This window comes from Falsiphaeobacter marinintestinus, assembly GCF_007923355.1.
Classification (GTDB): domain Bacteria; phylum Pseudomonadota; class Alphaproteobacteria; order Rhodobacterales; family Rhodobacteraceae; genus Phaeobacter_A; species Phaeobacter_A marinintestinus.
This window is the reverse complement of record NZ_VOGO01000004.1, coordinates 323,143-346,274: the sequence shown is the minus strand read 5'-3', so window position 1 is coordinate 346,274 and position 23,132 is coordinate 323,143. Positions and strand designations below refer to the sequence as shown.

Annotated in this window: 26 protein-coding genes; 20 read left to right on the top strand and 6 right to left on the bottom strand. The window is 59.9% G+C overall.

The window, feature by feature from the left end; all coding sequences use genetic code 11:
* Positions 1–15 precede the first annotated feature (15 nt).
* Positions 16–894, bottom strand: coding sequence for an RNA polymerase factor sigma-32 (locus FOY56_RS11410; RefSeq protein ID WP_146345964.1), 879 nt, complete (start codon positions 892–894; stop codon positions 16–18).
* A gap of 103 nt (positions 895–997) precedes the next feature.
* Between FOY56_RS11410 and cobU the strand changes: the two genes are divergently transcribed.
* The 4 genes from cobU to FOY56_RS11390 all read left to right on the top strand — a co-directional run bounded on the left by cobU (position 998) and on the right by FOY56_RS11390 (position 4,476).
* Positions 998–1,519 (top strand): bifunctional adenosylcobinamide kinase/adenosylcobinamide-phosphate guanylyltransferase, encoded by a 522-nt coding sequence (cobU, locus tag FOY56_RS11405; RefSeq protein WP_146345963.1) that lies wholly within the window; start codon positions 998–1,000, stop codon positions 1,517–1,519.
* A complete protein-coding gene (locus FOY56_RS11400; protein WP_146345962.1) occupies positions 1,516–2,094 on the top strand; it encodes a histidine phosphatase family protein in 579 nt (192 codons plus the stop codon). Before cobU ends, FOY56_RS11400 begins: the two co-directional genes overlap by 4 nt.
* 59 nt (positions 2,095–2,153) lie before the next feature.
* A complete protein-coding gene (locus FOY56_RS11395) occupies positions 2,154–2,840 on the top strand; it encodes a glutathione S-transferase (RefSeq protein ID WP_146345961.1) in 687 nt (228 codons plus the stop codon).
* A 115-nt stretch (positions 2,841–2,955) separates the two neighbouring features.
* Positions 2,956–4,476: a YifB family Mg chelatase-like AAA ATPase gene (locus FOY56_RS11390; protein WP_146345960.1), complete on the top strand. Its 1,521-nt coding sequence runs from the start codon at positions 2,956–2,958 to the stop codon at positions 4,474–4,476.
* Here FOY56_RS11390 and gshB read toward each other — a convergent pair.
* The 3 genes from gshB to rsmI all read right to left on the bottom strand — a co-directional run bounded on the left by gshB (position 4,473) and on the right by rsmI (position 6,725).
* Complete coding sequence (gene gshB / locus FOY56_RS11385) at positions 4,473–5,408, bottom strand: glutathione synthase (protein WP_146345959.1); 936 nt, start codon at positions 5,406–5,408, stop codon at positions 4,473–4,475. The two genes, FOY56_RS11390 and gshB, sit on opposite strands and share 4 nt — an antisense overlap.
* Positions 5,409–5,476: 68 nt before the next feature.
* Positions 5,477–5,821, bottom strand: coding sequence for a YraN family protein (locus FOY56_RS11380; protein WP_246139465.1), 345 nt, complete (start codon positions 5,819–5,821; stop codon positions 5,477–5,479).
* Between the two features lie 46 nt (positions 5,822–5,867).
* The gene (gene rsmI / locus FOY56_RS11375; RefSeq protein ID WP_146345957.1) at positions 5,868–6,725 is read right to left on the bottom strand and encodes a 16S rRNA (cytidine(1402)-2'-O)-methyltransferase; all 858 of its coding nucleotides are present in this window, start codon (positions 6,723–6,725) and stop codon (positions 5,868–5,870) included.
* 87 nt (positions 6,726–6,812) lie between these two features.
* Here rsmI and FOY56_RS11370 point away from each other — a divergent pair, with 87 nt between their 5' ends.
* The 5 genes from FOY56_RS11370 to FOY56_RS11350 all read left to right on the top strand — a co-directional run bounded on the left by FOY56_RS11370 (position 6,813) and on the right by FOY56_RS11350 (position 13,298).
* Entirely contained in the window at positions 6,813–7,991 is a 1,179-nt protein-coding gene (locus FOY56_RS11370) for a penicillin-binding protein activator (RefSeq protein WP_146345956.1), read from the top strand.
* Complete coding sequence (locus FOY56_RS11365) at positions 7,951–10,785, top strand: [protein-PII] uridylyltransferase (RefSeq protein WP_146345955.1); 2,835 nt, start codon at positions 7,951–7,953, stop codon at positions 10,783–10,785. Before FOY56_RS11370 ends, FOY56_RS11365 begins: the two co-directional genes overlap by 41 nt.
* A 94-nt stretch (positions 10,786–10,879) precedes the next feature.
* A complete protein-coding gene (murJ, locus tag FOY56_RS11360) occupies positions 10,880–12,427 on the top strand; it encodes a murein biosynthesis integral membrane protein MurJ (protein ID WP_146345954.1) in 1,548 nt (515 codons plus the stop codon).
* Between the two features lie 4 nt (positions 12,428–12,431).
* Positions 12,432–13,028, top strand: a complete 597-nt coding sequence (locus FOY56_RS11355; protein ID WP_146345953.1) for a Crp/Fnr family transcriptional regulator — start codon at positions 12,432–12,434, stop codon at positions 13,026–13,028.
* Positions 13,029–13,103: 75 nt separating this feature from the next.
* Complete coding sequence (locus tag FOY56_RS11350; protein WP_146345952.1) at positions 13,104–13,298, top strand: YgaP family membrane protein; 195 nt, start codon at positions 13,104–13,106, stop codon at positions 13,296–13,298.
* A gap of 50 nt (positions 13,299–13,348) precedes the next feature.
* On the opposite strand, the gene FOY56_RS11345 is transcribed toward FOY56_RS11350, so the two are convergent.
* Positions 13,349–14,035 carry a rhomboid family intramembrane serine protease gene (locus tag FOY56_RS11345; RefSeq protein WP_146345951.1) on the bottom strand — a complete coding sequence of 229 codons (687 nt, stop codon included), beginning with the start codon at positions 14,033–14,035 and terminating at the stop codon, positions 13,349–13,351.
* A 102-nt stretch (positions 14,036–14,137) separates the two neighbouring features.
* Here FOY56_RS11345 and trpS point away from each other — a divergent pair, with 102 nt between their 5' ends.
* On the top strand, positions 14,138–15,166 hold the full coding sequence (gene trpS, locus FOY56_RS11340; protein WP_146345950.1) for a tryptophan--tRNA ligase: 1,029 nt from the start codon (positions 14,138–14,140) through the stop codon (positions 15,164–15,166).
* Between the two features lie 42 nt (positions 15,167–15,208).
* On the opposite strand, the gene FOY56_RS11335 is transcribed toward trpS, so the two are convergent.
* Complete coding sequence (locus tag FOY56_RS11335) at positions 15,209–15,697, bottom strand: fasciclin domain-containing protein (RefSeq protein WP_146345949.1); 489 nt, start codon at positions 15,695–15,697, stop codon at positions 15,209–15,211.
* A 286-nt stretch (positions 15,698–15,983) separates the two neighbouring features.
* On the opposite strand from FOY56_RS11335, the gene FOY56_RS11330 reads away from it, so the two are divergent.
* From FOY56_RS11330 to FOY56_RS11285, 10 genes are all read left to right on the top strand, one after another.
* Positions 15,984–16,847, top strand: coding sequence for a branched-chain amino acid aminotransferase (locus FOY56_RS11330; RefSeq protein WP_146345948.1), 864 nt, complete (start codon positions 15,984–15,986; stop codon positions 16,845–16,847).
* A 58-nt stretch (positions 16,848–16,905) separates the two neighbouring features.
* Entirely contained in the window at positions 16,906–17,361 is a 456-nt protein-coding gene (locus FOY56_RS11325) for a universal stress protein (RefSeq protein WP_146345947.1), read from the top strand.
* A 5-nt stretch (positions 17,362–17,366) separates the two neighbouring features.
* The gene (locus FOY56_RS11320; RefSeq protein WP_146345946.1) at positions 17,367–17,966 is read left to right on the top strand and encodes a 2-hydroxychromene-2-carboxylate isomerase; all 600 of its coding nucleotides are present in this window, start codon (positions 17,367–17,369) and stop codon (positions 17,964–17,966) included.
* Positions 17,967–18,035: 69 nt separating this feature from the next.
* Complete coding sequence (locus FOY56_RS11315) at positions 18,036–18,599, top strand: NifU family protein (protein WP_146345945.1); 564 nt, start codon at positions 18,036–18,038, stop codon at positions 18,597–18,599.
* Complete coding sequence (locus FOY56_RS11310) at positions 18,589–19,047, top strand: GFA family protein (protein ID WP_146345944.1); 459 nt, start codon at positions 18,589–18,591, stop codon at positions 19,045–19,047. The genes FOY56_RS11315 and FOY56_RS11310 overlap by 11 nt, the downstream gene beginning before the upstream one ends.
* 8 nt (positions 19,048–19,055) lie before the next feature.
* Positions 19,056–19,661 carry a tRNA (adenosine(37)-N6)-threonylcarbamoyltransferase complex dimerization subunit type 1 TsaB gene (gene tsaB / locus FOY56_RS11305; protein ID WP_146345943.1) on the top strand — a complete coding sequence of 202 codons (606 nt, stop codon included), beginning with the start codon at positions 19,056–19,058 and terminating at the stop codon, positions 19,659–19,661.
* Positions 19,658–20,086 carry a ribosomal protein S18-alanine N-acetyltransferase gene (gene rimI / locus FOY56_RS11300; RefSeq protein WP_246139463.1) on the top strand — a complete coding sequence of 143 codons (429 nt, stop codon included), beginning with the start codon at positions 19,658–19,660 and terminating at the stop codon, positions 20,084–20,086. Before tsaB ends, rimI begins: the two co-directional genes overlap by 4 nt.
* Positions 20,087–20,226: 140 nt before the next feature.
* Positions 20,227–21,231 carry a BMP family lipoprotein gene (locus FOY56_RS11295; protein WP_146345942.1) on the top strand — a complete coding sequence of 335 codons (1,005 nt, stop codon included), beginning with the start codon at positions 20,227–20,229 and terminating at the stop codon, positions 21,229–21,231.
* A 17-nt stretch (positions 21,232–21,248) separates the two neighbouring features.
* A complete protein-coding gene (locus FOY56_RS11290; RefSeq protein WP_146345941.1) occupies positions 21,249–21,602 on the top strand; it encodes a nuclear transport factor 2 family protein in 354 nt (117 codons plus the stop codon).
* Positions 21,599–23,131, top strand: coding sequence for an ABC transporter ATP-binding protein (locus FOY56_RS11285; protein ID WP_146345940.1), 1,533 nt, complete (start codon positions 21,599–21,601; stop codon positions 23,129–23,131). The genes FOY56_RS11290 and FOY56_RS11285 overlap by 4 nt, the downstream gene beginning before the upstream one ends.
* Position 23,132: the final 1 nt, after the last annotated feature.

Sequence of the window (23,132 nt, the reverse complement as noted above, 5' to 3'; positions counted from 1 at the left end):
GAATCAAAGCAAGTTTCATGCGAGGAAGTGTTGCACCTCGCGCGACTGAGCTTCAAGGCTCTTCCGCATCTTCTGAAACGCTGCCGCCTCAAGCTGGCGCACGCGTTCCTTGGACAGGCTCAGTTCCTGTCCCAGACTTTCCAGCGTCCGTGGGCTTTCGCGCAGCTTGCGTTCACGGATAATCAACCGTTCGCGGTCACTGAGGCTTTTCATCGCCGCCAGCAGCCAGTCGCGCAGCTGTTCACGATCATGACTGTCCTCGACAATCTCGGCGCCTTGCGCACTGTCGTCTTCCAGCACGTCGATCCATTCGCGCCCATCTTCGTCAGCGGTCTGAACCGCGTTCAGTGAAAAATCAGAGCCCGCCAGCCGGCCCTCCATCATCTCGACATCGCGCATCGGCACGCCGATCTCGGTTGCGATCATCTGGTTCAACTGATGTCTATCCAGAGTCTCGCCCTGCGCCTGGGCCTCACGTTCGAACTGCGCCTGAACCCGACGCATATTGAAGAAGAGCGATTTTTGCGACGATGTCGATCCGGTCCGCACCATTGACCAGTTGCGCATCACATAGTCCTGAATGCTGGCTTTGATCCACCAGACCGCATAGGTCGAAAACCGCACACCCCGATCAGGGTCAAACTTGTCTGCCGCTTTCATCAGGCCCAGACCGGCCTCCTGGATCAGATCGTTCATCGGTGCGCCGTAACGTCGGAACTTGGCTGCCATCGATATTGCAAGCCGCATGTACGCAGTGATCAGACGATGCAGCGAAGCCTCGTCCCGCTGGTCGCGCCAGGCATAAGCCAGCTTCAGTTCCGTCTCTGCATCCAGAAGTTCAGCCTTCATGGCCTGCCGGGACATTGTCGTATCGTAAGAAGTGTCTAGTGGCATTGAATTTCCCCCGATTGACCGGTGTCTGCACACCTTCTTGCCTTGGTTGTCCTTGATAGATACGCAGGACCGGGGACGTTGGTTCAATCGAAGGGTAAAAAAGTTGCTCGCCAGAGTCACATTCATTTTCGGCGGAGCTGCGTCAGGCAAGTCCGAATTCGCCGAGAAATTCGTTGAAAGCTCAGGAAAACCAAAGACCTACCTTGCCACTTCACAAGTGCTTGATGGCGAAATGCAATCCAAGGTTGAGCTTCATAAAGCCCGGCGATCCAGCGACTGGGCCCTGCTGGAAGAACCGATGAACCTGGCTGATCCGTTGTCGCGCTTGTCGGCAGACGGGATTTGCCTGATCGATTGCGCCACGATGTGGCTAACGAACCAATTGCTGGCCGACACCGATCTGGACACCGCGCAAACCCAGCTTATCTGTGCAATCAACGCGTGCCCCGCCGAACTGGTCATCGTCTCAAATGAGGTCGGCATGGGCATTGTCCCTGACAACGCCATGGCGCGCAGGTTCCGCGAAGCGCAAGGGCGACTCAACATCGCCATGGCGGCGCGCGCCGACCTTGCCGTTTTTGTCGCTGCTGGCCTGCCCCTAGTTCTGAAAGGCACCCTTCCATGACCCGTCTGCACCTTGTCCGTCACGGCCCCACCCATGCCAAAGCCATGGTCGGGTGGACCGATCTGCCTGCTGATCTCAGCGACCACGCGGCGATTGCCCGGCTGGATGACCATCTGCCGGCAGACGCCGTGCTGATCTCATCTGACCTGACGCGGTCGGTTCATACGGCGGATGCTATACAAGGCGCCCGACGCCGCCTACCGCATGATGCCCAACTACGCGAGATCAACTTCGGGGCCTGGGAAATGCGCAATTTCCGCGAGATCGAGGCCGAAGATCCCGACCGCATCCATGCCTATTGGACCAATCCTGGCGACGTACGTCCGCCGGATGGCGAAAGCTGGCACCAAGTGCGCGCCCGGGTAGACGCAGCTATCGATACGCTGATCGCAGCGCACCCGGATCAGGATCTGGTGATCGTCGTCCATTTCGGTGTCATCGTAACGCAGATCCAGCGCGCGCTGGATCTGGAATCGACCGAGGCATTCGGGCACAAGATCGACAACCTGTCCGTCACCCGGATCACCCGACTCCCCGACGGCTGGGACGTTGGGCTGATCAATCACAATCCGTGACGCATACACGCACAAATCGTCACTTTACCTGCAGATTGAAGCGCATTTAACCTGCCTCCATGACTTATGATATTTATCTCGGCGACCAGACTTTTTCGAGCTGGTCTTTGCGCGGCTGGCTGATGCTTGAAAAGTTCGGCCTGCCTTATCGGGCTCACATGGTGGGTCTTTATAGCGGCACGATGGCTGACGATCTTGCCCCGCTTACCCCCGCCCGGCTTGTGCCCACATTGCGCACCCCCGAAGGCCTGGTTGTCGGCGAAAGCCTGACCATTGGCGAAACCCTGGCTGAACGACATCCGCAGGCCGGCCTGTGGCCCGCCGACCCCGCCCAACGCGCCACGGCCCGCTGGCTGTGCGCGGAAATGGTGTCGGGCTTTTTCGCATTGCGCGGCGATTGCCCGATGCAGTTGTTGCGCGTGTATCAGGGGTTTGCCCCCTCGGACGCTGTGAAAACAGATCTCGCACGTATCGAAACCCTGTGGGACCATGCCCGCGCCATATCGGGTGCGCAGTCTGGCCCACTGTTTGGCACTTACTCGCTTGCGGATGTATTCTATACGCCCGTCGCCGCCCGGATCGTCGGATTTGATTTGCCCGTCAGCGCTGCGTCGCGCGCCTATTGCCTTGATCTGCTGTCCGATCCGGCGGTCCGGGCCTGGCGCGCCGAAGGGCTGAAAACCCGCTACGACCCCGAGCCCTACGCTCAGGATCTGGCCGCAACCGATTGGCCCGTGCCCGCCTGAACCCTTTCATCTCTTTGCCAAATACGCGCAGCACGTGGCTGACATCCCGCACGCGTTAACCATTCCGAAACCACCTGTCCGTTAGCCGTTAACCAGTTGGCAATGGAGAGCAAGCATGGTGTCTCGCGCCTATACAGTCGCGTTTCAGGGGGTCGAGGCCCGGCTGGTCGAGGTGCAATGCGCCGTGACCCCGGGCCTGCCTGCCTTTGCCATCGTCGGCTTGCCCGACAAAGCCGTGTCCGAAGCGCGCGACCGGGTGCGCAGTGCTTTGACGTCCATGGCCATCGCGCTGCCGTCCAAGCGGATCACCATCAACCTGTCCCCCGCCGATCTGCCAAAAGAAGGCAGCCATTTTGACTTGCCGGTGGCCCTTGCCCTGCTCGCAGCGCTTGAGATCGTGCCACAAGACACTGCCGAATCCACTGTCGCGCTGGGGGAATTGTCGCTGGACGGCACGCTAGTTCCGGTGCTGGGCGCGTTGCCCGCTGCCATGACCGCCGCTGAAGAACACCGCACCCTGCTGTGCCCCGCCGCGTCAGGCGCCGAGGCTGCATGGGTCGGCGCAACGCAAGTGATCGGTGCCCAGTCCCTGACGGATGTTGTGCGCCATTTCACGGGCCAATCCCCGATTGCGCCTGCGCAACCCGGCGAGGTTTGCGCTGATCCGCTGACCCGCGACCTGCGCGAGGTCAAGGGACAGGAACGCGCCAAACGGGCGCTCGAAATCGCGGCTGCCGGGCGGCACCACCTGATGATGGTGGGTACGCCGGGGTCCGGCAAATCCATGCTCGCCGCCCGCATTCCCGGAATCTTGCCGCAACTGACGGCTGGCGAAGCGCTTGAGACCTCGATGATCCATTCGCTCAGCGGTCTGCTGGACGAAGGCGGCATCACCCGAACCCGGCCGTTTCGCGAACCCCATCACACCGCCTCGATGGCCGCCATTGTCGGGGGTGGGCGCGGCGCGAAACCCGGCGAGATCAGCCTGGCCCACAATGGCGTGCTGTTCATGGACGAGTTTCCTGAATTTCCCCGAACGGTGCTGGAAACGCTGCGCCAGCCGATTGAAACCGGCGAGGTCATGGTGGCCCGCGCCAATGCCCATGTGAAATACCCCTGCCGGTTCATGCTGGTGGCCGCTGCCAACCCCTGCAAATGCGGATACCTCTCCGACCCGGCCCGCGCCTGCGCCCGGGTGCCACAATGTGGGGATGATTATCTGGGGCGGATATCGGGGCCTTTGATGGATCGGTTTGACCTGCGGGTCGAAGTCCCGCCAGTGGCCTTCGCAGATCTCGACTTACCGCCTTCGGGCGACGATTCAGCCACGGTAGCGGCCCGCGTCGCCGCTGCGCGGGCCGTGCAGATCAATCGGTTCTCGCCGGAAACAGGCTTGCGTCAAAATGCCGATGCCGAGGGCAAGGCTTTGGAAAGCATGGCAACACCCGATGCAGAAGGCCGGGAATTGCTGGTGCGTGTGGCCGAACGATTCGGCCTGTCTGCGCGTGGCTATCACCGGGTGTTACGGGTCGCCCGCACAATCGCCGACCTTGAAGGATCACCAGACGTGCGCCGCCCGCATGTGGCCGAGGCGCTAAGTTTCAGGTTGACCACAGCCACGGCGATGGCCGCCTAGGACAGGCGCGCTTCGATTGCGTCCCAGACTTTGGCGGCAATGTTGACCCCGTCAAACCGCTCAAGCTCCTGAATACCGGTTGGCGAGGTCACGTTGATCTCGGTCAGGTAGTGTCCGATCACGTCGATCCCGACAAAAATCTGGCCCTTTTCGCGCAAAAGCGGACCAATGGCGGCACAAATCTCAAGATCGCGCTCGCTAAGGCCGATTTTTTCAGGTCGTCCGCCGACATGCATATTGGACCGGGTTTCACCCGCTGCGGGCACGCGGTTGATTGCGCCCACGGCCTCGCCGTCAATCAGAATCACACGTTTGTCGCCGTCCCGCACGGCAGGAAGGTATTTCTGAACGATCAGCGGTTCGCGGCTGAACCCGGTGAACAGTTCATGCAACGAACTGAGGTTGCGATCATTTGCGTCCAGACGGAACACTCCGGCCCCGCCATTGCCGTAAAGCGGTTTCAGAATGATGTCGCCATGCTTTTCCTTGAACGCACGGATCGTTGTCAGATCCCGCGCGATGGTGGTGGGCGGCGTCAGGTCCGGGAAATCAAGCACCAGCAGCTTTTCAGGGTAATTCCGCACCCAGAATGGATCGTTAACCACCAAAGTCTGGCCCTTCAGGCGATCCAGAAGATGCGTGGAGGTGATGTAGTGCATGTCAAACGGCGGATCCTGGCGCAACCAGACCACGTCAAAATCGGACAGATCGACCTCGCGTTCTTCGCCCAGTATCGCCGGTGTGCCGGCGACGCGCTGCACTGTCATATCCTGACCGCGCGCTGTGACCCGCCCTTCCTGATAGGCCAACTGGTCCGGGCCATAGAAGAACAAGTGGTGCCCGCGCGCCTGCGCCTCTTCCGCCAACCGGAATGAGCTGTCGGCATTAATGTCGACGGTCCCGATCGGATCCATCTGAAACGCGATTTTCATAAGCTTTCCCCTATCGGTGCACAGTGCTGGGAATTACATGGCCCACTGCGTCAGAGGGATCAATGGGATCAGGTCGCGAAAAAGGCGTTTTCGATGATTTGATATTGCCCGGCACCATCGACCAGCGCGACATCAAAGCGGACGTTGGTCATCATGCCGTCTGGTTCCGTTGCCAGAAACTCTTCCGCCGTACGGCTGATCCGCTGCATCTGACGGGCACTCAGATGTTCGGCAGCTTGGGCAAAGTCACGGCTTTTCTTGACTTCGACAAACACCAGCCCGTTGTCATGACGTGTCACCAGATCGATTTCACCCGTGAGCCCGCGCCATCTTCGTTTTGTGATCTCAAATCCGCGCCGCTCATAGTCCTGCGCGATTTGCAGTTCAGCCGCCTCGCCCGCAAGATGGGCCATTTGCCCACGTAGTATTCTGTTCAAGCCGCGCCCTTTCCGACAAACCTCACGCTTTGGCGAGTTGCAGGGCAAGCTGGTACACGGTACGGCGCGGCAACCCGTGCATCCGGGCGACCAAATCTGCGGCATCGCGCACCGATTGCGTTTCCATCGCCTGGCGCAGATCTGATTCTAGGTCTGAATCACTAACAGATGGTGAACGCCCGCGATCGACCAGCACGACAATCTCACCTTTCAGCTTTTCGGTTGCCAAGGCGCTGGCAAGTTCGCCCAGCGTATCCCGGCGGACTTCCTCGAACTTTTTGGTCAACTCCCGGCACATGGCCGCCTGCCGGTCATCCCCCAGAACCGCCGCCATATCCGACAGGCTTGCGCCAATACGTTTGGGGGATTCATAAAAAACCAGCGTGCCGGGCACGCCGCGCAATTCTTCCAGACGGGTGCGGCGTGCCGATTTCGCATTGGGAAGAAACCCCGCAAAAAAGAACGAATCCGTCGGTAGGCCCGCCAGCGTCAAGGCCACCAGAACCGCTGATGGCCCCGGCGCCGAGGTCACGGTAAACCCTGCCTCAGCCGCAGCCCGGCTGAGATCAAATCCCGGATCGGCAATAAGCGGCATCCCGGCTTCCGACGCATAGGCGACCGATTTGCCTTCGGCCAAAGCCTCAAGCAGCCGCGCCCGCGACCCGGCACCGGAATGGTCGTGATAGCTGAGCACGCGCCGGCCATTCAGCGGAACGGCGTGAATATCCATCAAACGCCTGAGACTGCGGGTGTCTTCAGCCGCAATCACATCGGCCGAGGCCAACACATCCAGCGCACGTAAAGTGATGTCTCGGGCCGTCCCGATCGGGGTCCCGACGAAGTAGAGTCCCGGGGACAAAGTGACCATCTGATGATTCAACGCTGGACCCGACCTTTCTGACGTTTATTATCCCGCTGCAACAGAGACACGGCACGCTATGCCGGAGCAGGGAGTTTTAGAGAGTACATGTTCGCCCTTTTCAAGCCGGCCCGCAAGGCAAGCACATTGCTTGCCAGCCTTGCCGCCGCCGTTTTCCTCTCCGCTTGCGAACCCATCAGCCTGGGTGGCGGCGGAGGGCCAACCATAAACACCTCGAACCCCGTGCCGGTGGCGTTGCTGATCCCGGCCGGGTCCGCTCAGTCCGGGGACGCCCTTTTGGCGAAAAGCCTTGAAAACGCCGCACGGTTGGCGATGGCAGACCTGCAGAACGTGACAATCGATCTGCGCGTATATGACACCGCGGGCAGTTCGACCACGGCTGCTGCGGTGGCGGCTCAGGCCGTGAACGAAGGCGCCTTGATCCTTCTGGGGCCAGTTTATGCCGAAGCGGCCAACGCCGCTGGCATCGCGGCCGCCCAGAAAGGCGTCAATGTTCTGGCCTTTTCGAACAACACAACGATTGCGGGTGGCAACGTCTTTGTGCTTGGCCCAACCTTTGACAACACAGCCAACCGGCTAACGAAATTCGCCGTCAAACAGGGCAAGTCCAACATCGTGATGGTGCACAGCAACGATGTGGCAGGTCAGGTTGGCCGGAACGCCATTCAGAAAGCTGTCGGGAACTCAAAGGCCAACCTGGCCGCGACTGTCCCGTTTGAGCTGTCCCAACAGGGCGTGATCAACGCGGTGCCACAAATCAAGAGCGCCGTCGATCAGTCGGGCGCGGATGCGATCTTTATGACCGCGAACACTTCGGATGCGCTGCCGCTGTTCACACAATTGCTGCCCGAGGCTGGCGTTTCGCCAACCGTGACCCAGTATATCGGCCTGACCCGTTGGGATATCCCCAGCCAGACGCTGGCATTGCCAGGCGTTCAGGGCGGTTGGTTCGCGATGCCGGATCCGGCCAAGACACAGCAGTTCAACGCCCGCTATCAGGCCACCTATGGTGGTGCACCGCATCCCATTGGTGGCTTGGCCTATGACGGTATTGCCGCGATTGGCGCGCTTGTGGGGGCCGGAAAATCCGATGCCCTGACCGGTGCGGCCCTTACGCAGGGTGCCGGTTTCCAGGGTGTCAGCGGTATCTTCCGCCTGCGTCCGGACGGCACCAACGAACGCGGTCTGGCCGTCGCCTCAATTCAGAACAAACAGGTGGTTGTGATTGACCCTGCCCCAACAAGCTTCTCCGGCGCCGGCTTCTGAGCCGGCCCACGGCCCGGCCCTCTTTCCCGAGGTTCCGGGCCCCCTGATCTGCAAGACCGCCGACATCTTTGATGCCGACTCAGTCCGGGCTGAAATCGACGCGTTTGCGGCGACGTCTCCGGACAATGCAGCTTTGCGCGCTGAAACCGTGCGGATTTTGCGGGCAACTAAGGACAAGGGCCGCGCAGCCATCGCCGATGCCTTTGCCGAGCAGCCGTTTGCCGCGCGTCCGTTGACCCGGTCCTATACCTATATGACCGACGGGCTTGTCACGATGGCGCTTTACGTCGCCCGAACCTATCTGCATCCGATGAACAACCCGACCAGCGGCGAGCGGATCGCACTGATCGCCGTTGGTGGCTATGGACGGGGCGAAATGGCGCCGTATTCGGATGTCGACCTGCTGTTTCTGACGCCCTACAAAATCACCGCCTGGGCCGAGAGCGTCATCGAATCGATGCTCTATATCCTGTGGGATCTGAAGCTGAAGGTTGGTCATGCCAGCCGCACCATCAAAGACTGCATCCGCATGGGTGGCGAGGATTATACGATCCGCACTGCGTTGCTGGAACACCGGTTTCTGGACGGTCACGCGCCGCTGGCCAAGGAACTCGACGAACGCCTGAACGCCGAATTGTTTTCGGATACCGGGCGCGACTTTATCGAAGCCAAGCTGGCCGAACGTGACAACCGCCACAAAAAGCAGGGCCAGCGTTATATGGTCGAGCCCAATGTCAAAGAGGGCAAAGGGGGTCTGCGCGATCTGCAATCGCTGTTCTGGATCGCCAAGTACATTCATGGCGTTCAGGACGCGGCCGAGTTGGTGCCCTTGGGCGTGTTCCGCCCCGAAGAATTCGAAACATTCGTTCAAGCCGAAGATTTCCTGTGGGCCGTGCGCGCGCACATGCATCTGGCGACGGGTCGCCCGACCGAACAGCTGACCTTCGACCTTCAGGTCGAGGTTGCTGAGCGGATGGGATATCGCGATCAGGCCGGGCGGCGGGGCGTTGAAATCTTCATGCAGCAGTACTTCCGCGAGGCCACTGCCGTTGGCGATCTGACGCGGATCTTCCTGACCAAGCTGGAAGCCACCCATGTGCGCAACGAACCGCTGCTGGAACGTCTGTTTCGCCGCAAACCCCGGGTCCGCGATGGGTTCTCGATCGTCAACGGACGCCTGGCAATCGCCGATCCCGACACGTTTTTTACCGATAAGACCAATATCCTACGCCTGTTCCAGGAAGGGCTGCGCACCGGTCTGCTGATCCACCCCGATGCCATGCGCCACATTCAGGCCAACCTTGATCTGATCGACGATGGCATGCGCAACAGCAAGGAAGCGCAGAAAATCTTCCTCGACATTCTGCTCAAGCACGGCAACCCCGAACGGGGCCTGCGGCGGATGAATGAACTGGGCGTGCTGGCGGCTTTCATACCCGAGTTCGAGCCCATCGTCGCAATGATGCAATTCAATATGTATCACAGCTATACGGTCGACGAACACACCATCCAGTGCATCAAGAACCTGGCTGAAATCGAACGTGGCGAACTGACCGAACCCCTGCCCATCGCGTCACGCATTCTGGCGGATGGCGTGAACCGGCGGGTACTGTACGTCGCGTTGATGCTGCATGACATCGGCAAAGGTCGGCCCGAAGATCACTCGATCCTGGGATCACACATTGCGCGCAAAGTGGCCCCCCGTCTGGGTCTGAAAAAGGCCGAAGCCGAAACCGTCGAATGGCTGGTGCGGTATCATTTGCTGATGTCGGATATGGCGCAGAAACGCGACATTGCGGACCCGCGTACGGTGCGCGATTTTGCCAAGGCGGTGAAATCGGTCGAACGTCTGGACCTTCTGACCGTGCTGACCGTTTGTGACATTCGGGGCGTAGGGCCGGACACGTGGAACAACTGGAAAGCGGCGCTGATCCGCGCGCTCTATCGTCAGACGCGGCGCGCCATGGAAGAAGGCATGGAAGACCTCAACCGCGAAAACCGCGGTACCGAGGCCAAGCAAACCCTGCGGGCCGCGCTTCCCGACTGGCCCAAATCGGCGCTTAAGGTCGAAACCGGGCGGCACTACCCGCCCTACTGGCAAGGGCTGCACGTCACTGCGCATGTTGATTTTGCTGAAATGCTGCGCGAACTTGAAGACAACGGCGACACGTCTGAAATCAAGATCCGCATGCACCCCGACGAAGACCGCGACGCAACGCGCGCCTGTTTCGTGATGGAAGACCATCCCGGCATCTTCTCGCGGCTGGCCGGTGCACTGGCGCTGGTCGGAGCCAATGTCGTCGATGCCCGCAGCTATACGACCAAGGATGGCTATGTCACCGGCGCGTTCTGGATTCAGGACGGCGATGGATCGCCTTACGAGGCCTCGCGCCTGCCCCGCCTGACCCAGATGATCCACAAGACCCTCAAAGGCGAAGTTGTCGCCCGCGATGCGCTCAAAACCCGCGACAAGATCAAGAAACGGGAAAAGGCGTTCAATGTGCCGACGCATATCACCTTTGATAATGACGGGTCGGATATCTACACCATCATCGAAGTGGATACCCGTGACCGCCCCGGCCTGCTCTATGATCTTGCGCGTTCGCTGGCGGGATTGAACGTTTATATCGCCAACGCGGTCATCGCGACCTACGGCGAACAGGTGGTCGATACGTTCTATGTAAAGGACATGTTCGGGTTGAAGTATTACTCGGCGTCCAAGCAGAAATCTCTGGAAGCCAAATTGCGCAAAGCCATCTCCGAAGGAGCCGAGCGGGCCGAGGACAATCGATAGCCCGGCCTTTCGGTCGCCGTTTCGACGGGGCAAACGCCGGGCATAAGGAGAAACACGGCGCCAGATGCGCGCCAGCAAGGAACCGCAGACGCCCATGAAACCCATCCGCCTGATGTCGGGCTTCTTCACTGTGGGCGTCTGGACGCTGGCCAGCCGGGTGCTGGGCTTCGTCCGTGATGCGATGATCCTGGCCTTTCTGGGCACCGGACCGTTGTACGAGGCCTATGTCGTGGCCTTTCGTCTGCCCAACATGTTCCGCCGCTTCTTCGCCGAAGGCGCGTTCAACATGGCTTTTGTGCCGATGTTCTCCAAAAAGCTCGAAAGCGACGACGCGCCGCGTGAATTTGCCGAACAGGCGTTTTCCGGCCTCGCCTCTGTCCTGATTGTTCTGACGTTGGTTGCACAGGTTGCAATGCCTTGGCTGGTCTATGGTCTGGCCAGCGGGTTTGCCGGGCAAGACCAGTTCGATCTGTCAGTCGAATTCGGGCGCATCGCTTTCCCTTACATCCTGTTCATCTCGCTCGCGGCGTTGCTGTCGGGTGTTTTGAACGCCACGGGCCGGTTTGCCGCCGCCGCCGCTGCACCTGTTTTGCTGAACGTCATTCTGGTCACCGCGATGGCGATTGCCGCTATGATGGGCAAAGACGTGGCGCGGGCGTTGATCTGGATGATCCCACTCGCCGGCGTGGCACAACTGGCCCTTGTGTGGTTTGCCGCCAAGCGGGCTGGATTTCCACTGTACCTCCGCCGCCCCCGCTGGACGCCAGAGATGGCCCGGCTGGTGGCCATCGCCGTCCCGGCCGCGCTGGCCGGTGGTGTGGTGCAGGTCAACTTGCTGGTGGGCCAGCAGGTTGCCAGCTATTTCGACAAGGCCGTCGGGTGGCTCTATGCGGCAGACCGGCTGTATCAATTGCCGCTGGGCGTTGTCGGCATCGCGATCGGAGTCGTCTTGCTGCCGGATCTGTCGCGCCGTCTGGCGGCTGACGATCATCACGGCGCGCGCAACGCGTTTTCGCGCGCGGGTGAGGTGTCGCTGGCATTGACCATCCCCTCTGCCGTGGCCCTGATCGTGATCCCGGTGCCGCTGGTGTCAGTGTTGTTCGAACGCGGGCAACTGGTGCATTCCGACAGTCTTGCCATCGCGCAGGCCGTAGCGATCTATGGCTTGGGATTGCCGTCTTTCGTGCTGCAAAAAATCCTGCAACCACTGTTCTTTGCCAGGGAAGACACCCGCTCCCCGTTCCGCTATGCGCTTGTTGCCATGGTGGTGAATGCTTTTGTCGCCGTCGGATTGACGCCAGTGCTTGGCTGGTTGGCCCCGGCTGTCGCCACCACTCTGGCGGGCTGGATCATGGTCGCATTGCTGGTCCGCGGGGGCCGCGCCTTTGGCGATGTCGCCCGGTTCGATGCCCGGTTCTGGGGCAGGATCTGGCGGATCGTGGCAGCGGCTCTGATCATGGGCGTGGTGCTGTTTGCGGCGCAGTATGCTTTGGCCGATGTCTTGCGCACCAGTGGCGTGCGGTATCTGGCGCTGGCCGCCTTGGTAGCCATCGGCATTGTCGTCTATTTCGGCGCGGGTCAGGTGATCGGCGCGTTTCGCTTGGCCGAGTTCAAACAAGCCGTGCGGCGCGGGAGCAGATAGCGAAATGGACACGGCACAACCGCTCTCCTGCCCGGCTGGAACGGTCCTGTTCCGTCCCGGTGAGGAATGCCCAGGTTTTGTGCGGCTGACGTCCGGCACGATCCGCGTGACCCTGACCGCCCCGAACGGGCGCGAAGTGGTGCTGTATCGCGTTGGCCCCGGCGATGTCTGCCTGCAGACCTTTGCCTGCCTGACCGAGGGGCGCAGTTATGCGGCGCAGGGCACGGCCGAAACCGCGATCATTGCCGAAGTTTTGCCCCACAGGCTGTTCAGGGCAGAACTGGCGCATAATGAAACATTTCGATCAGAAGTCCTGTCCGCCGTTGCTCGCCGTTTTGCTGACTATGAACGTTTGGTCGAAGACGTCGCGCTAACCGGCTTTGATGCCCGGCTGGCCCGCGCCTTGCTGCGGCTTGAGACGTCAGATGGGCGGATCACCATCACACACGAAGCCCTCGCGGCCGAAACCGCATCGGGCCGCGCGTTCGTCAGCCGCCGATTGCGCGAATTCACGCGGATGGGGTTGATCGAACAAGGGCGCGGCTGGCTGATCGTACGAAACCGGGGCGATTTGGTACGGATTGCCGCAGAAGAACGGTGACACTGTCACCGACGCACCCAAACCAGTCAGGGTAAACTGGCGCGAACCTGTTCCAACCCCGAAAGGACTCGCACCATGCTTCGTAACGAAGGCACCCTGGACCGCGCTCTGCGCATCATTGCCGGCCTCATCCTGTTGGCACTTGTGTTCATCGGGCCAAAGACCCTTTGGGGTCTGGTCGGTCTTGTGCCCCTGATCACCGGTCTACTGGGCAACTGCCCGGTTTATCAGATCTTTGGCTTCAACACTTGCCCGCTGAAAAAAGGGTGAAACGCCGCCTGAGAATTTTCGACGAAAATTCTTGCGCCTGAAACCACTGTTCAGTCCCGGCGGATGAGGTTGCGGATCGCGGCCCAGCCGCCCGGGACCAGAAAGAACGACAAGCCGAATCCGGTTGCGAACCCGGCCAGATCAGCGACCCAGTCGTTGTTGCCGCCGAACAGCAAGCCGAACAGCAACTGAATTCCCATCAGCATTGCGATCAGCGAAAACGCCCGCGTCTGGTTGGCGCCGACCGTCGCCAGCGACCGCCACAGCAAGAACGTGAACGCCCCGATCAGGCCATAGACGGCCGGGAACCCCCCGATCAGCCACGTCGCGTCGGGCAACACCAATCCATAAACAAGCGCGCCGCCAATGCCAGACACCACGAAGACCAGCAACATGGCGATGCTGCCAAAGGCTTCGGCCACCATTTTGCCCATCGCAAGCACGAACACCCCGGCAAACAGGGCCTGGGTGAAGGACACATGAACGAACGAGTAGGACACGAACCGGATCAGATGTTCGGTCGGCCAGACGTTATTCTGTCGCATCCATGCAAAAATCTCGCTCGAAAACGCATATCGGTTGATCGCGTCCAGCCTCCAGCCCACCGCTTCGGGGCCGCCGATCAACCCGCGCGTGCCCAAGAAAAACGTCACCTCGATGCCCATGATCACCAGAAACAGGGCCGCCACCACGGGCGGAAGCGGATTGACCGCTGGAATGTTGGGGTCGCTGCTCATGTGCCGGCCTCCTTGGGCTTCTATTCGTGCGGCGCCGGTTGACGCCACCCTGCCCCCTCGGTAAGCGACTGAGGCCGTATTTTCCAGACGGGAGTTTGCACGATGAGCGATACAGCCTTCACCCCACGAGTGTTTTCGGGGATCCAGCCTTCGGGCAACCTGCACCTTGGCAACTATCTGGGGGCGCTGAAGCGCTTTGTCGACTGGCAGGGCAAAGGCGTCGAAACCGTCTATTGCATGGTCGATCTGCATGCGATCACCGTCTGGCAAAACCCTGCGGACCTGCGCCATTCCACGCGCGAGTTGTGCGCCGGGTTTATCGCCGCCGGGCTTGATCCGGAAAAGTCGATCCTGATCAATCAAAGCCAGGTGCCGGAGCACGCGCAACTGGCGTGGATCTTCAACTGCGTCGCCCGTATGGGCTGGATGCAGCGGATGACCCAGTGGAAAGACAAGGCCGGCAAGAACCAGCAGAATGCCTCGCTGGGCCTGTTTGCCTATCCGGCGCTGATGGCAGCCGACATTCTGGTCTATCACGCGACGCATGTGCCGGTGGGCGAAGACCAGAAACAACATCTGGAACTGACCCGCGACATCGCGATCAAGTTCAACAACGACTTCGGCGTCGATTTCTTTCCGGTCACCGAACCGGTGATCGAAGGCGCCGCCACGCGGGTGATGAGCCTGCGGGACGGGTCAAAGAAGATGTCGAAGTCGGATGTGTCGGACATGAGCCGGATCAACATGACGGATGATGCCGACACCATCGCCAAGAAAATCCGCAAGGCCAAGACCGACCCCGAGGCGTTGCCCTCGGAGGCGGAAGGCCTGGAAGAACGCCCCGAAGCGCGCAATCTGGTTGAGATTTACGCTGCGTTGAACGAACAGTCGGTGGATCAGGTTCTGGCCGATGTCGGGGGCAAACAGTTTTCCGAGTTCAAACCGATGCTGGCGGAACTTGCGGTCGAAAAGCTGGCCCCAATTTCATCCGAGATGGCCCGGTTGATGAACGACACGTCCGAGATCGACAAGATCCTGTCGCGCGGCGCGCAACGTGCGCGCGAGGTCACGGCCCCTGTCCTGCGCAAGACCTATGACATTGTTGGCATGGTCCCACCGGTCGAGACGTGATGCGGAGCGGGGCGCGTCCAGCGCGCCCCGGCCCCAAATTTCTTACTTCGGCAGGATTACCGCGTCGATGACGTGGATAACGCCGTTTTCAGCTTCGATATCGGCGGTAACGACGTTGGCCGCGTCGACCATGACACCGTTGTCCAGATCGATGGTAATCATGCCGCCCTGAACTGTGGTTGCCTTCATGTCATCGACCAGATCGGTCGACATGACCTTGCCCGGCACCACGTGATAGGTAAGGATCGCGACCAGTTGATCCTTGTTTTCAGGCTTGAGCAAGGTTTCAACCGTGCCTTCCGGCAGTTTAGCAAACGCTTCGTCCGTGGGGGCAAACACGGTGAAAGGGCCGTCGCCTTTCAGAGTGTCGACCAAACCGGCAGCCGTGACGGCTGCAACCAGCGTGTTGAAGGACCCAGCACCCGCCGCAATGTCGACGATGTCTTTGGAATGACCGCCTGCAAGGGCGGCGGTTGCGGACGCAAAGCCCATGAGTGCGGAAACGGCGGTGGCGATGATTGTTTTACGCATGTCAGATCTCCTGATGTGACGCTCATGATCGAGCATGAGAGGACTACGCAGCAGTTTGGCGGCTGGATGTTGCCCTTACCGCCCGATTTGTCCTTGACCGGTTAAGGCAAACCGCTAAGCCCGTGTTTTCACTCCGGGCAAATCAACAAATAGTGACAGATTTTCGGTCGTTCTGACTGATCTGGTTGTGCTTACCATCCGCTGGCCGGCCCTCAGAAAAGGCAAAGTTCCGCTGGACGTTGCGTACCCTTCTTCCTAGTCTCCGCCCGTCAAGATGGAGGTCAGCATGGCAACCGGCAAAAACATCCGCACGTATTTCAACGGCACATGGCATGACGGTGACGTCCCGATCATGAGCGCCGCAGACCATGGTGCGTGGCTGGGATCGGGTGTGTTCGACGGGGCCCGCTTTGTGAATGGCCTGACCCCTGATCTGGACAAGCATTGCGCCCGCACCAACCGGTCAGCCGAAGCGCTGATGGTCACGCCCACCGTTTCGACGCAAGACATGGTCGAGATCGCGCTGGAGGGTCTGAAAGCTTATGACAGCGGAACGGCCGTTTACATTCGACCGATGTATTGGGGTATCGATGGTGATGTCACGGCAATTGTACCCAGTGCAGACACCACCGGCTTTGCACTGTGTCTCGAAGAGATCCCATTGGCCCCGGCCACAGCGTCAGCAACGCTGACCAAGACGCGATTCCGCCGTCCGGTTCTGGAAGACGCCGTTGTGAACGCCAAGGCTGGCTGCCTGTATCCAAACAATGCCCGGATGCTGGTCGAAGCACGCTCAAAAGGCTTTGCCAACGCCCTGGTTACCGATGCAATGGGCAATGTCGCCGAAACCGCCACCGCCAACATCTTTATGGTGCGCGACGGCGAGGTGTTTACACCGATTGCCAACGGAACCTTCCTGGCCGGGATCACCCGCGCGCGTCATATGCAGAACATGCGGGCCGACGGGATGACGGTTCATGAAACCGTGCTGACCTATAAGGACTTTGACGAAGCGGATGAGGTGTTCATGTCTGGAAACATGAACAAGGTCACAGCGGTTACCGCGTTTGACGATACGCAGTATCAATCGGGCCCCGTGACTCGCCGCGTGCGCGAGATGTATTGGGATTGGGCGGCCTCTGCCGCCTGACCCCTGCTGTTGCCAGACCACACAGGCTGCGGCAAGATCGCCCCAAAGGAGATGCCATATGCGCAAGTTTCTTGTTATTCTGGACGACAGCCGCGAATGCCTGAACGCCATGCGCTTTGCAGCGATGCGCGCCGCCCATACCGGCGGCGGTGTATGCATCCTGTCGATCATTCCGCCGGACGAGTTCAATCACTGGATTGGGGTTGGCGATATCATGCGGGAAGAAAGCCGCGAACGTATTCATGCGCATTACGAGGTCTTCGCCAAATGGATGCGGGACAAGCAGGGTGTCGACCCCGAACTGGTGATCCGCGAAGGCGATCCAATTCCTGAAATCATCGCTCAGGTCAAAGAAGACCCGGAAATCGGGGTGCTGGTTCTGGGGGCTGGTGTCGACAAGAAAGGCCCCGGTCCGCTGGTCACGCAGATGACTAAATCCGCCGGGTCTTTGCCTATCCCGATCACTATCGTTCCCGGTGACATGAGCAAAGAAAAGCTCGAAGCGATCACCTGACCGGCATGGCGCGTGTTTTGGAATTCTGGTTCGAATTCGCGTCGCCCTATTCCTATCTCAGCGCGATGCGGATCATGCCGATGGCCCATGCGGCAGGCGTAGACGTTGTGTGGAAACCCTTCCTGCTGGGGCCGATCTTTGCTGCGCAAGGCTGGTCGGACAGCCCGTTCAACATCTATCCCGCCAAGGGCCGGTACATGTGGCGTGACATGGAACGCCGCGCGGCCCAACTTGAATTGCCGTTTCAGCGCCCCGAACCCTTTCCGCAAAACGGGTTGATGGCGGCTCGTCTGAGTTTGGCGGCTCTGGATCACCCGCAAGGGCACGCGTTTTGCCAAAACGTCTATTCTGCGCAATTCGCCAAGGGTCAGGATATTTCCGACCCAGGCGTTCTGCACCAATGTCTTGAGGCGACCGGGTTGGATGCAGCTTTGTTCGAACAGGCAAAAAGCGACCGGATCAAGCAGGCGTTGCGCACACAAACCGAGGCCGCGCAGACGGCGGGAATCTTCGGCGCGCCCAGCTTTGTTGCAAGTGATGAGCTGTTCTGGGGCGATGATCGGCTAGAAGACGCGCTGGATCACGCGGCGCAAATTCCAGTTTAGAACCATTCCAAACCTTGACTTGGGCGGCTTTGGGCCGCATATCCAAGGGCGACACAATGGAGATGCGCGATGTTCATCCAGACTGAATCGACCCCGAACCCGGCGACTTTGAAATTCCTGCCCGGCCAGACCGTGCTGGATGCAGGTACTGCCGATTTCCCCACCGCAGAGACAGCCCAGAAATCACCACTGGCTGAACGGATCTTTGCGGTCAGCGGCGTGACCGGTGTGTTCTTCGGAAATGATTTCGTCACCGTGACCAAATCCGAAGGCGTCGAGTGGGATCACATCAAACCCGCAATTCTGGGTGCCGTGATGGAGCATTACCAGTCAGGCCAACCTGTCATGCAAGGCGACGCGAGCACAGATTCGGGCCATGCCGAGTTCACCGGCGAAGAAGCCGAAATCGTTGGCCAGATCAAGGAACTGCTGGACAGCCGCGTGCGGCCTGCCGTGGCGCAAGATGGTGGCGACATCACGTTCCACGGCTTTGAACGCGGTGTTGTTTACCTGCACATGCAGGGCGCATGCGCCGGTTGCCCATCTTCGACGCTGACCCTGAAAATGGGCATCGAGAACCTTCTGCGCCATTACATTCCTGAAGTAACCGAGGTTCGCCCGGTTGCCGTCTGACACAGACTCGGGGGGCAATTTTGGGGTTACCGGGCGCTGCTATTGCGGTGCGACGACGTTTTCGTCTGCCCAAGGCCCCAGCGTTGTCACCTATTGTCATTGTCAGGACTGCAGGCGCAGCACCGGGGCTCCGGTGGGCGCTTTTGCAGCTTTCGCAACAAAAAACGTACGGTTTTCGCCTGAACGGGGTACGCCGGTGTCGATCAATCCCGGTGTGAACCGTTGGTATTGTCAGACCTGCCACTCGCCTCTGGCAGCGACCTATGACTATCTTCCGGGCATGATCTACATCCCGCTTGGCACAATTGATCAGGCAGATGACCTGCAGCCGCAATTGCACAGCCATGATGATCGCCGGTTAAGCTGGTTTCATATCGACGATCATCTGCCCCGACAAACTGGCAGTGCGCGCGACGCTTTGAACGCAAAGTCCGGATCGCAGGGATAAATACCGCCGTGACCGACACGCCTTTGATCCTGGCATTTGACACGTCCGCCGCCTATTGCGCAGCGGCATTGATGTTGGGCGACCAGTTGCTTGAAACCCGCGCGGAAGACATGACACGCGGACAGGCTGAACGGCTGATGCCCTTGATGGAAGAACTGTTGCAGGATCACGCAAAGACCTGGTCCGATCTGGATGCGATCGGTGTTGGCGTCGGACCGGGCAACTTTACCGGAATTCGGATTGCGGTCTCGGCGGCGCGTGGTCTTGCACTGGGACTTGGCGCGCCTGCCTATGGGGTTTCGGGCTTTGATGCCCGCGCCGAGGCTGTCAGGTGTCCGGGTTTGGCATCGGTCCCGGCCCCGCGCGATCAAGTTTACCTGCGCGATGCTGCAGGCGAAACCGCCCTGATGCCGTTGGAACAAGCCAAAGCGACGGCGGCGCAAGCCGGTTTGGCGCTGTTGCCCCAACCCACCCCGCAGGATCTGGCCGCCGCCATCGGTCGGGTCGCGCTGTCCCGCTGGCCCAAGATTCCCGAAGCCCCGGCCCCGCTGTATCTGCGCGCTGCAGACGCGGCGCCGTCAAGCGACACGCCTCCGGTGCTGCTGGATCCATGACGCCCCACGACATGGCGGCGACGCACGCCGCTACCTTTACCCATTCGCGCCCATGGACCGAAGCCGAATTCGCGGCCTTCCTGAACGACCCCACCTGCTTTGTTGTCGGCGATGCCCGCGCGTTTGCTTTGGTGCGGGTCATTCTGGACACAGCCGAGCTGCTGACAATCGCCACACATCCCGACCATCAGCGCCAGGGTCTGGCCCGCGTCGTGATGAGAGACTGGCAAGCCAAAGCGCACGCAAAAGGGGCCGAACAGGCGTTTCTGGAAGTCGCGACGGACAACACGGCCGCCATAGCCTTGTACGAAGCATGTGGATTCGCACACAGCGGGACGCGGAGGGGGTATTACCGCCGCGAACACGGCCCGGCAGTTGATGCAATTGTCATGGCCTGCCCATTGCCCTCACGGCAAGTGACCTGATTCCCGACTAATTGGTAAAATACCGGTTGACCGTCCTGCCCGGCTGCGGCCTTAATTGCTGCATAATTCATAAACAGTTCGGTTGACTGACGGGTTCTGCCCCTTCGGTCCAAAACAGAACACCAATCGGGAGCACTCGAATGACTTTAATGAAATCCCTCATGGGCGCTGTTGCGTCGTTCGCATTGACCGCTGGCATGGCTTTGGCCGAACCGGCGTTGATCTTCGATTTGGGCGGCAAGTTCGACAAGTCGTTCAACGAAGCCGCCTTTAACGGCGCGCAGCGTTGGGCCGAAGAAACCGGCGGCAGCTTCCGCGAGATCGAGCTGCAGTCTGAAGCCCAGCGTGAGCAGGCTCTGCGCCGCTTTGCCGAAGCGGGCGCCAACCCGGTGATCACAACTGGCTTTGCCTTTGCCACACCGGTCGAGGCTGTCGCGGGTGATTATCCTGACACGAAATTCGTCAATATCGATGGCTGGATGCCCGAAGTTCCGGCTAACGTGCAGCTGATCGCCTTCCAGGAACATCAGGGATCGTACCTTGTTGGCATGCTTGCCGCGATGGCATCGAAATCCGGTACCATTGGCTTTATCGGCGGCATGGACATCCCGCTGATCCGTCACTTTGGCTGCGGATACGCTCAGGGCGCCAAAGCGGTGAACCCCGACATCAACATCGTTGCCAACATGACCGGCACAACACCGACTGCATGGAATGACCCGGTCAAGGGGTCGGAACTGACCAAGGCCCAGATCAGCCAGGGCGCTGACGTTGTCTATGCTGCTGCTGGTGGGACCGGCGTTGGTGTTCTGCAGACAGCCGCCGACGAAGGCATTCTGTCGATCGGTGTGGACAGCAACCAGAACCACATGCACCCGGGCAAGGTTCTGACCTCGATGCTCAAGCGCGTTGATGTGGCTGTTTACAACTCGATGAAGGCAGGTGCCGACATGGAAACCGGCGGGTTCACCGTTCTGGGTCTGGCCGAAGAAGGTGTTGGTTGGGCGCTGGACGACAACAACGCAAGCCTGATTTCGGATGAGATGAAGATGGCCGCCAATGACGCCCGTCAGAAGATCATCGACGGCGATATCGAAGTTGTTGCGTATTACACCAACGACAGCTGCCCTGTCCTCGACTTTTAAGACTTACACCTCAGGCCATGACAGATTGCATCCATACACTCTTCTCGGCCTGGGGTGACCCTTCGCCCGATGGGCGCGCCTCCAAGACGGACGCCGCCATCGGGCCCGACTTTTACTATGCCGACCCGAATGCAGCGGACCCGGTCGAGGGGCGCGACGCTTATCTGGCCTATATAGCTCAGTTTTCCGATATGATGCCGGGCGCCAGCGCCAAGGTGGTTTCCGTTTCGCAACACCACGGTCACGCCCGCGCCACGGTCGACTTTTTGAAGGGCGACACACTTATGATGCGTGGTCAGTATTTCGCCGATATCAATGACGCCAAAATTACCCGGCTGATCGGATTTACGGGTACGGGAGATACAGAGTGACCGCACCCGCCATCGAACTCAAAGGTATATCGAAATCCTTTGGCCCGGTTCAGGCCAACAAAGACATTTCGATCAGCGTCGCCCCCGGCACGATCCATGGCATCATTGGTGAGAACGGCGCCGGTAAATCCACCCTGATGAGCATCCTTTACGGGTTTTACAAAGCCGACAAGGGTGAGGTCTGGATCAACGGTAAGCACACCGAGATCCCTGACAGCCAGGCGGCCATCGCCGCAGGCATCGGCATGGTGTTCCAGCATTTCAAACTGGTCGAAAACTTTACCGTTCTGGAAAACATCATTCTGGGGGCCGAGGATGGCCCGTGGTTGCGCCCGTCGCTAAGCAAGGCCGCCAAAATTCTTGATGAACTGGCAACTGAGTACGAACTGAACGTCAACCCCGACGCGCTGATCGAAGAGATCGGCGTCGGGATGCAGCAGCGTGTCGAGATCCTGAAAGCGCTGTACCGGCAGGCCGACATTCTGATTCTGGACGAACCCACCGGTGTGCTGACGCCGCCCGAAGCCGATCAGCTGTTTCGCATCCTCTATCGTCTGCGCGATGAGGGCAAAACCATCATCCTGATTACTCACAAGCTGCGCGAGATCATGGACGCGACCGACACCGTCAGCGTCATGCGCCGTGGTGAAATGACGGCGACCGTGAAAACCGCCGACACCAGCCCCGAAGAACTGGCCGAACTGATGGTCGGTCGCAAGGTGCTGCTTCAGGTCGACAAGGTTCCGGCGAGCCCCGGTGCAAAGGTTCTCGAGATCGAAAACCTGCGCGTCACCGACGATCAGGGCGTCGAGCGCGTGAAAGGTATCGACCTGACCGTGCGCGCCGGAGAGATCCTTGGCATCGCTGGTGTGGCTGGCAACGGGCAGTCCGAACTGCTTGAAGTGCTGGGCGGTATGCGGCCCGGTGTTGGCGTCATCCGTCTGAACGGTGAGCCGCTTCCTTTGACGGGTCCCGGGTCGGATGGTCAGTCGCGCCGTGCAGCCCACATTGCCCATGTGCCAGAAGACCGCCAGCGCGAAGGTCTGATCATGGAGTTTTACGCCTGGGAAAACGTCGCCTTTGGCTATCACCGCGATCAGGCCTATCAGAAAAGCAAATTGTTGATGGACAACACGGCCCTGCGTCAGGATGCCGACGAAAAGATCGAACGCTTTGACGTACGCCCCGCCAATTCATGGCTGACGGCCAAGAACTTCAGCGGCGGCAACCAACAGAAAATCGTCGTCGCACGCGAGATCGAGCGCAATCCGGACCTGCTGCTGATCGGTCAACCAACGCGCGGTGTCGATATCGGCGCGATCGAGTTCATTCACAAGCAGATCGTCGCCCTGCGCGATGCGGGCAAGGCGGTTCTGTTGGTGAGTGTCGAACTGGAAGAGATTTTGTCATTGTCCGACCGTATCGCGGTGATGTTCGACGGGCGTATCATGGGCGAACGTTTGCCGGATGCGACCACCGAAAAAGAACTGGGCCTGCTGATGGCCGGTGTCTCCGGGGAGGCTGCCTGAT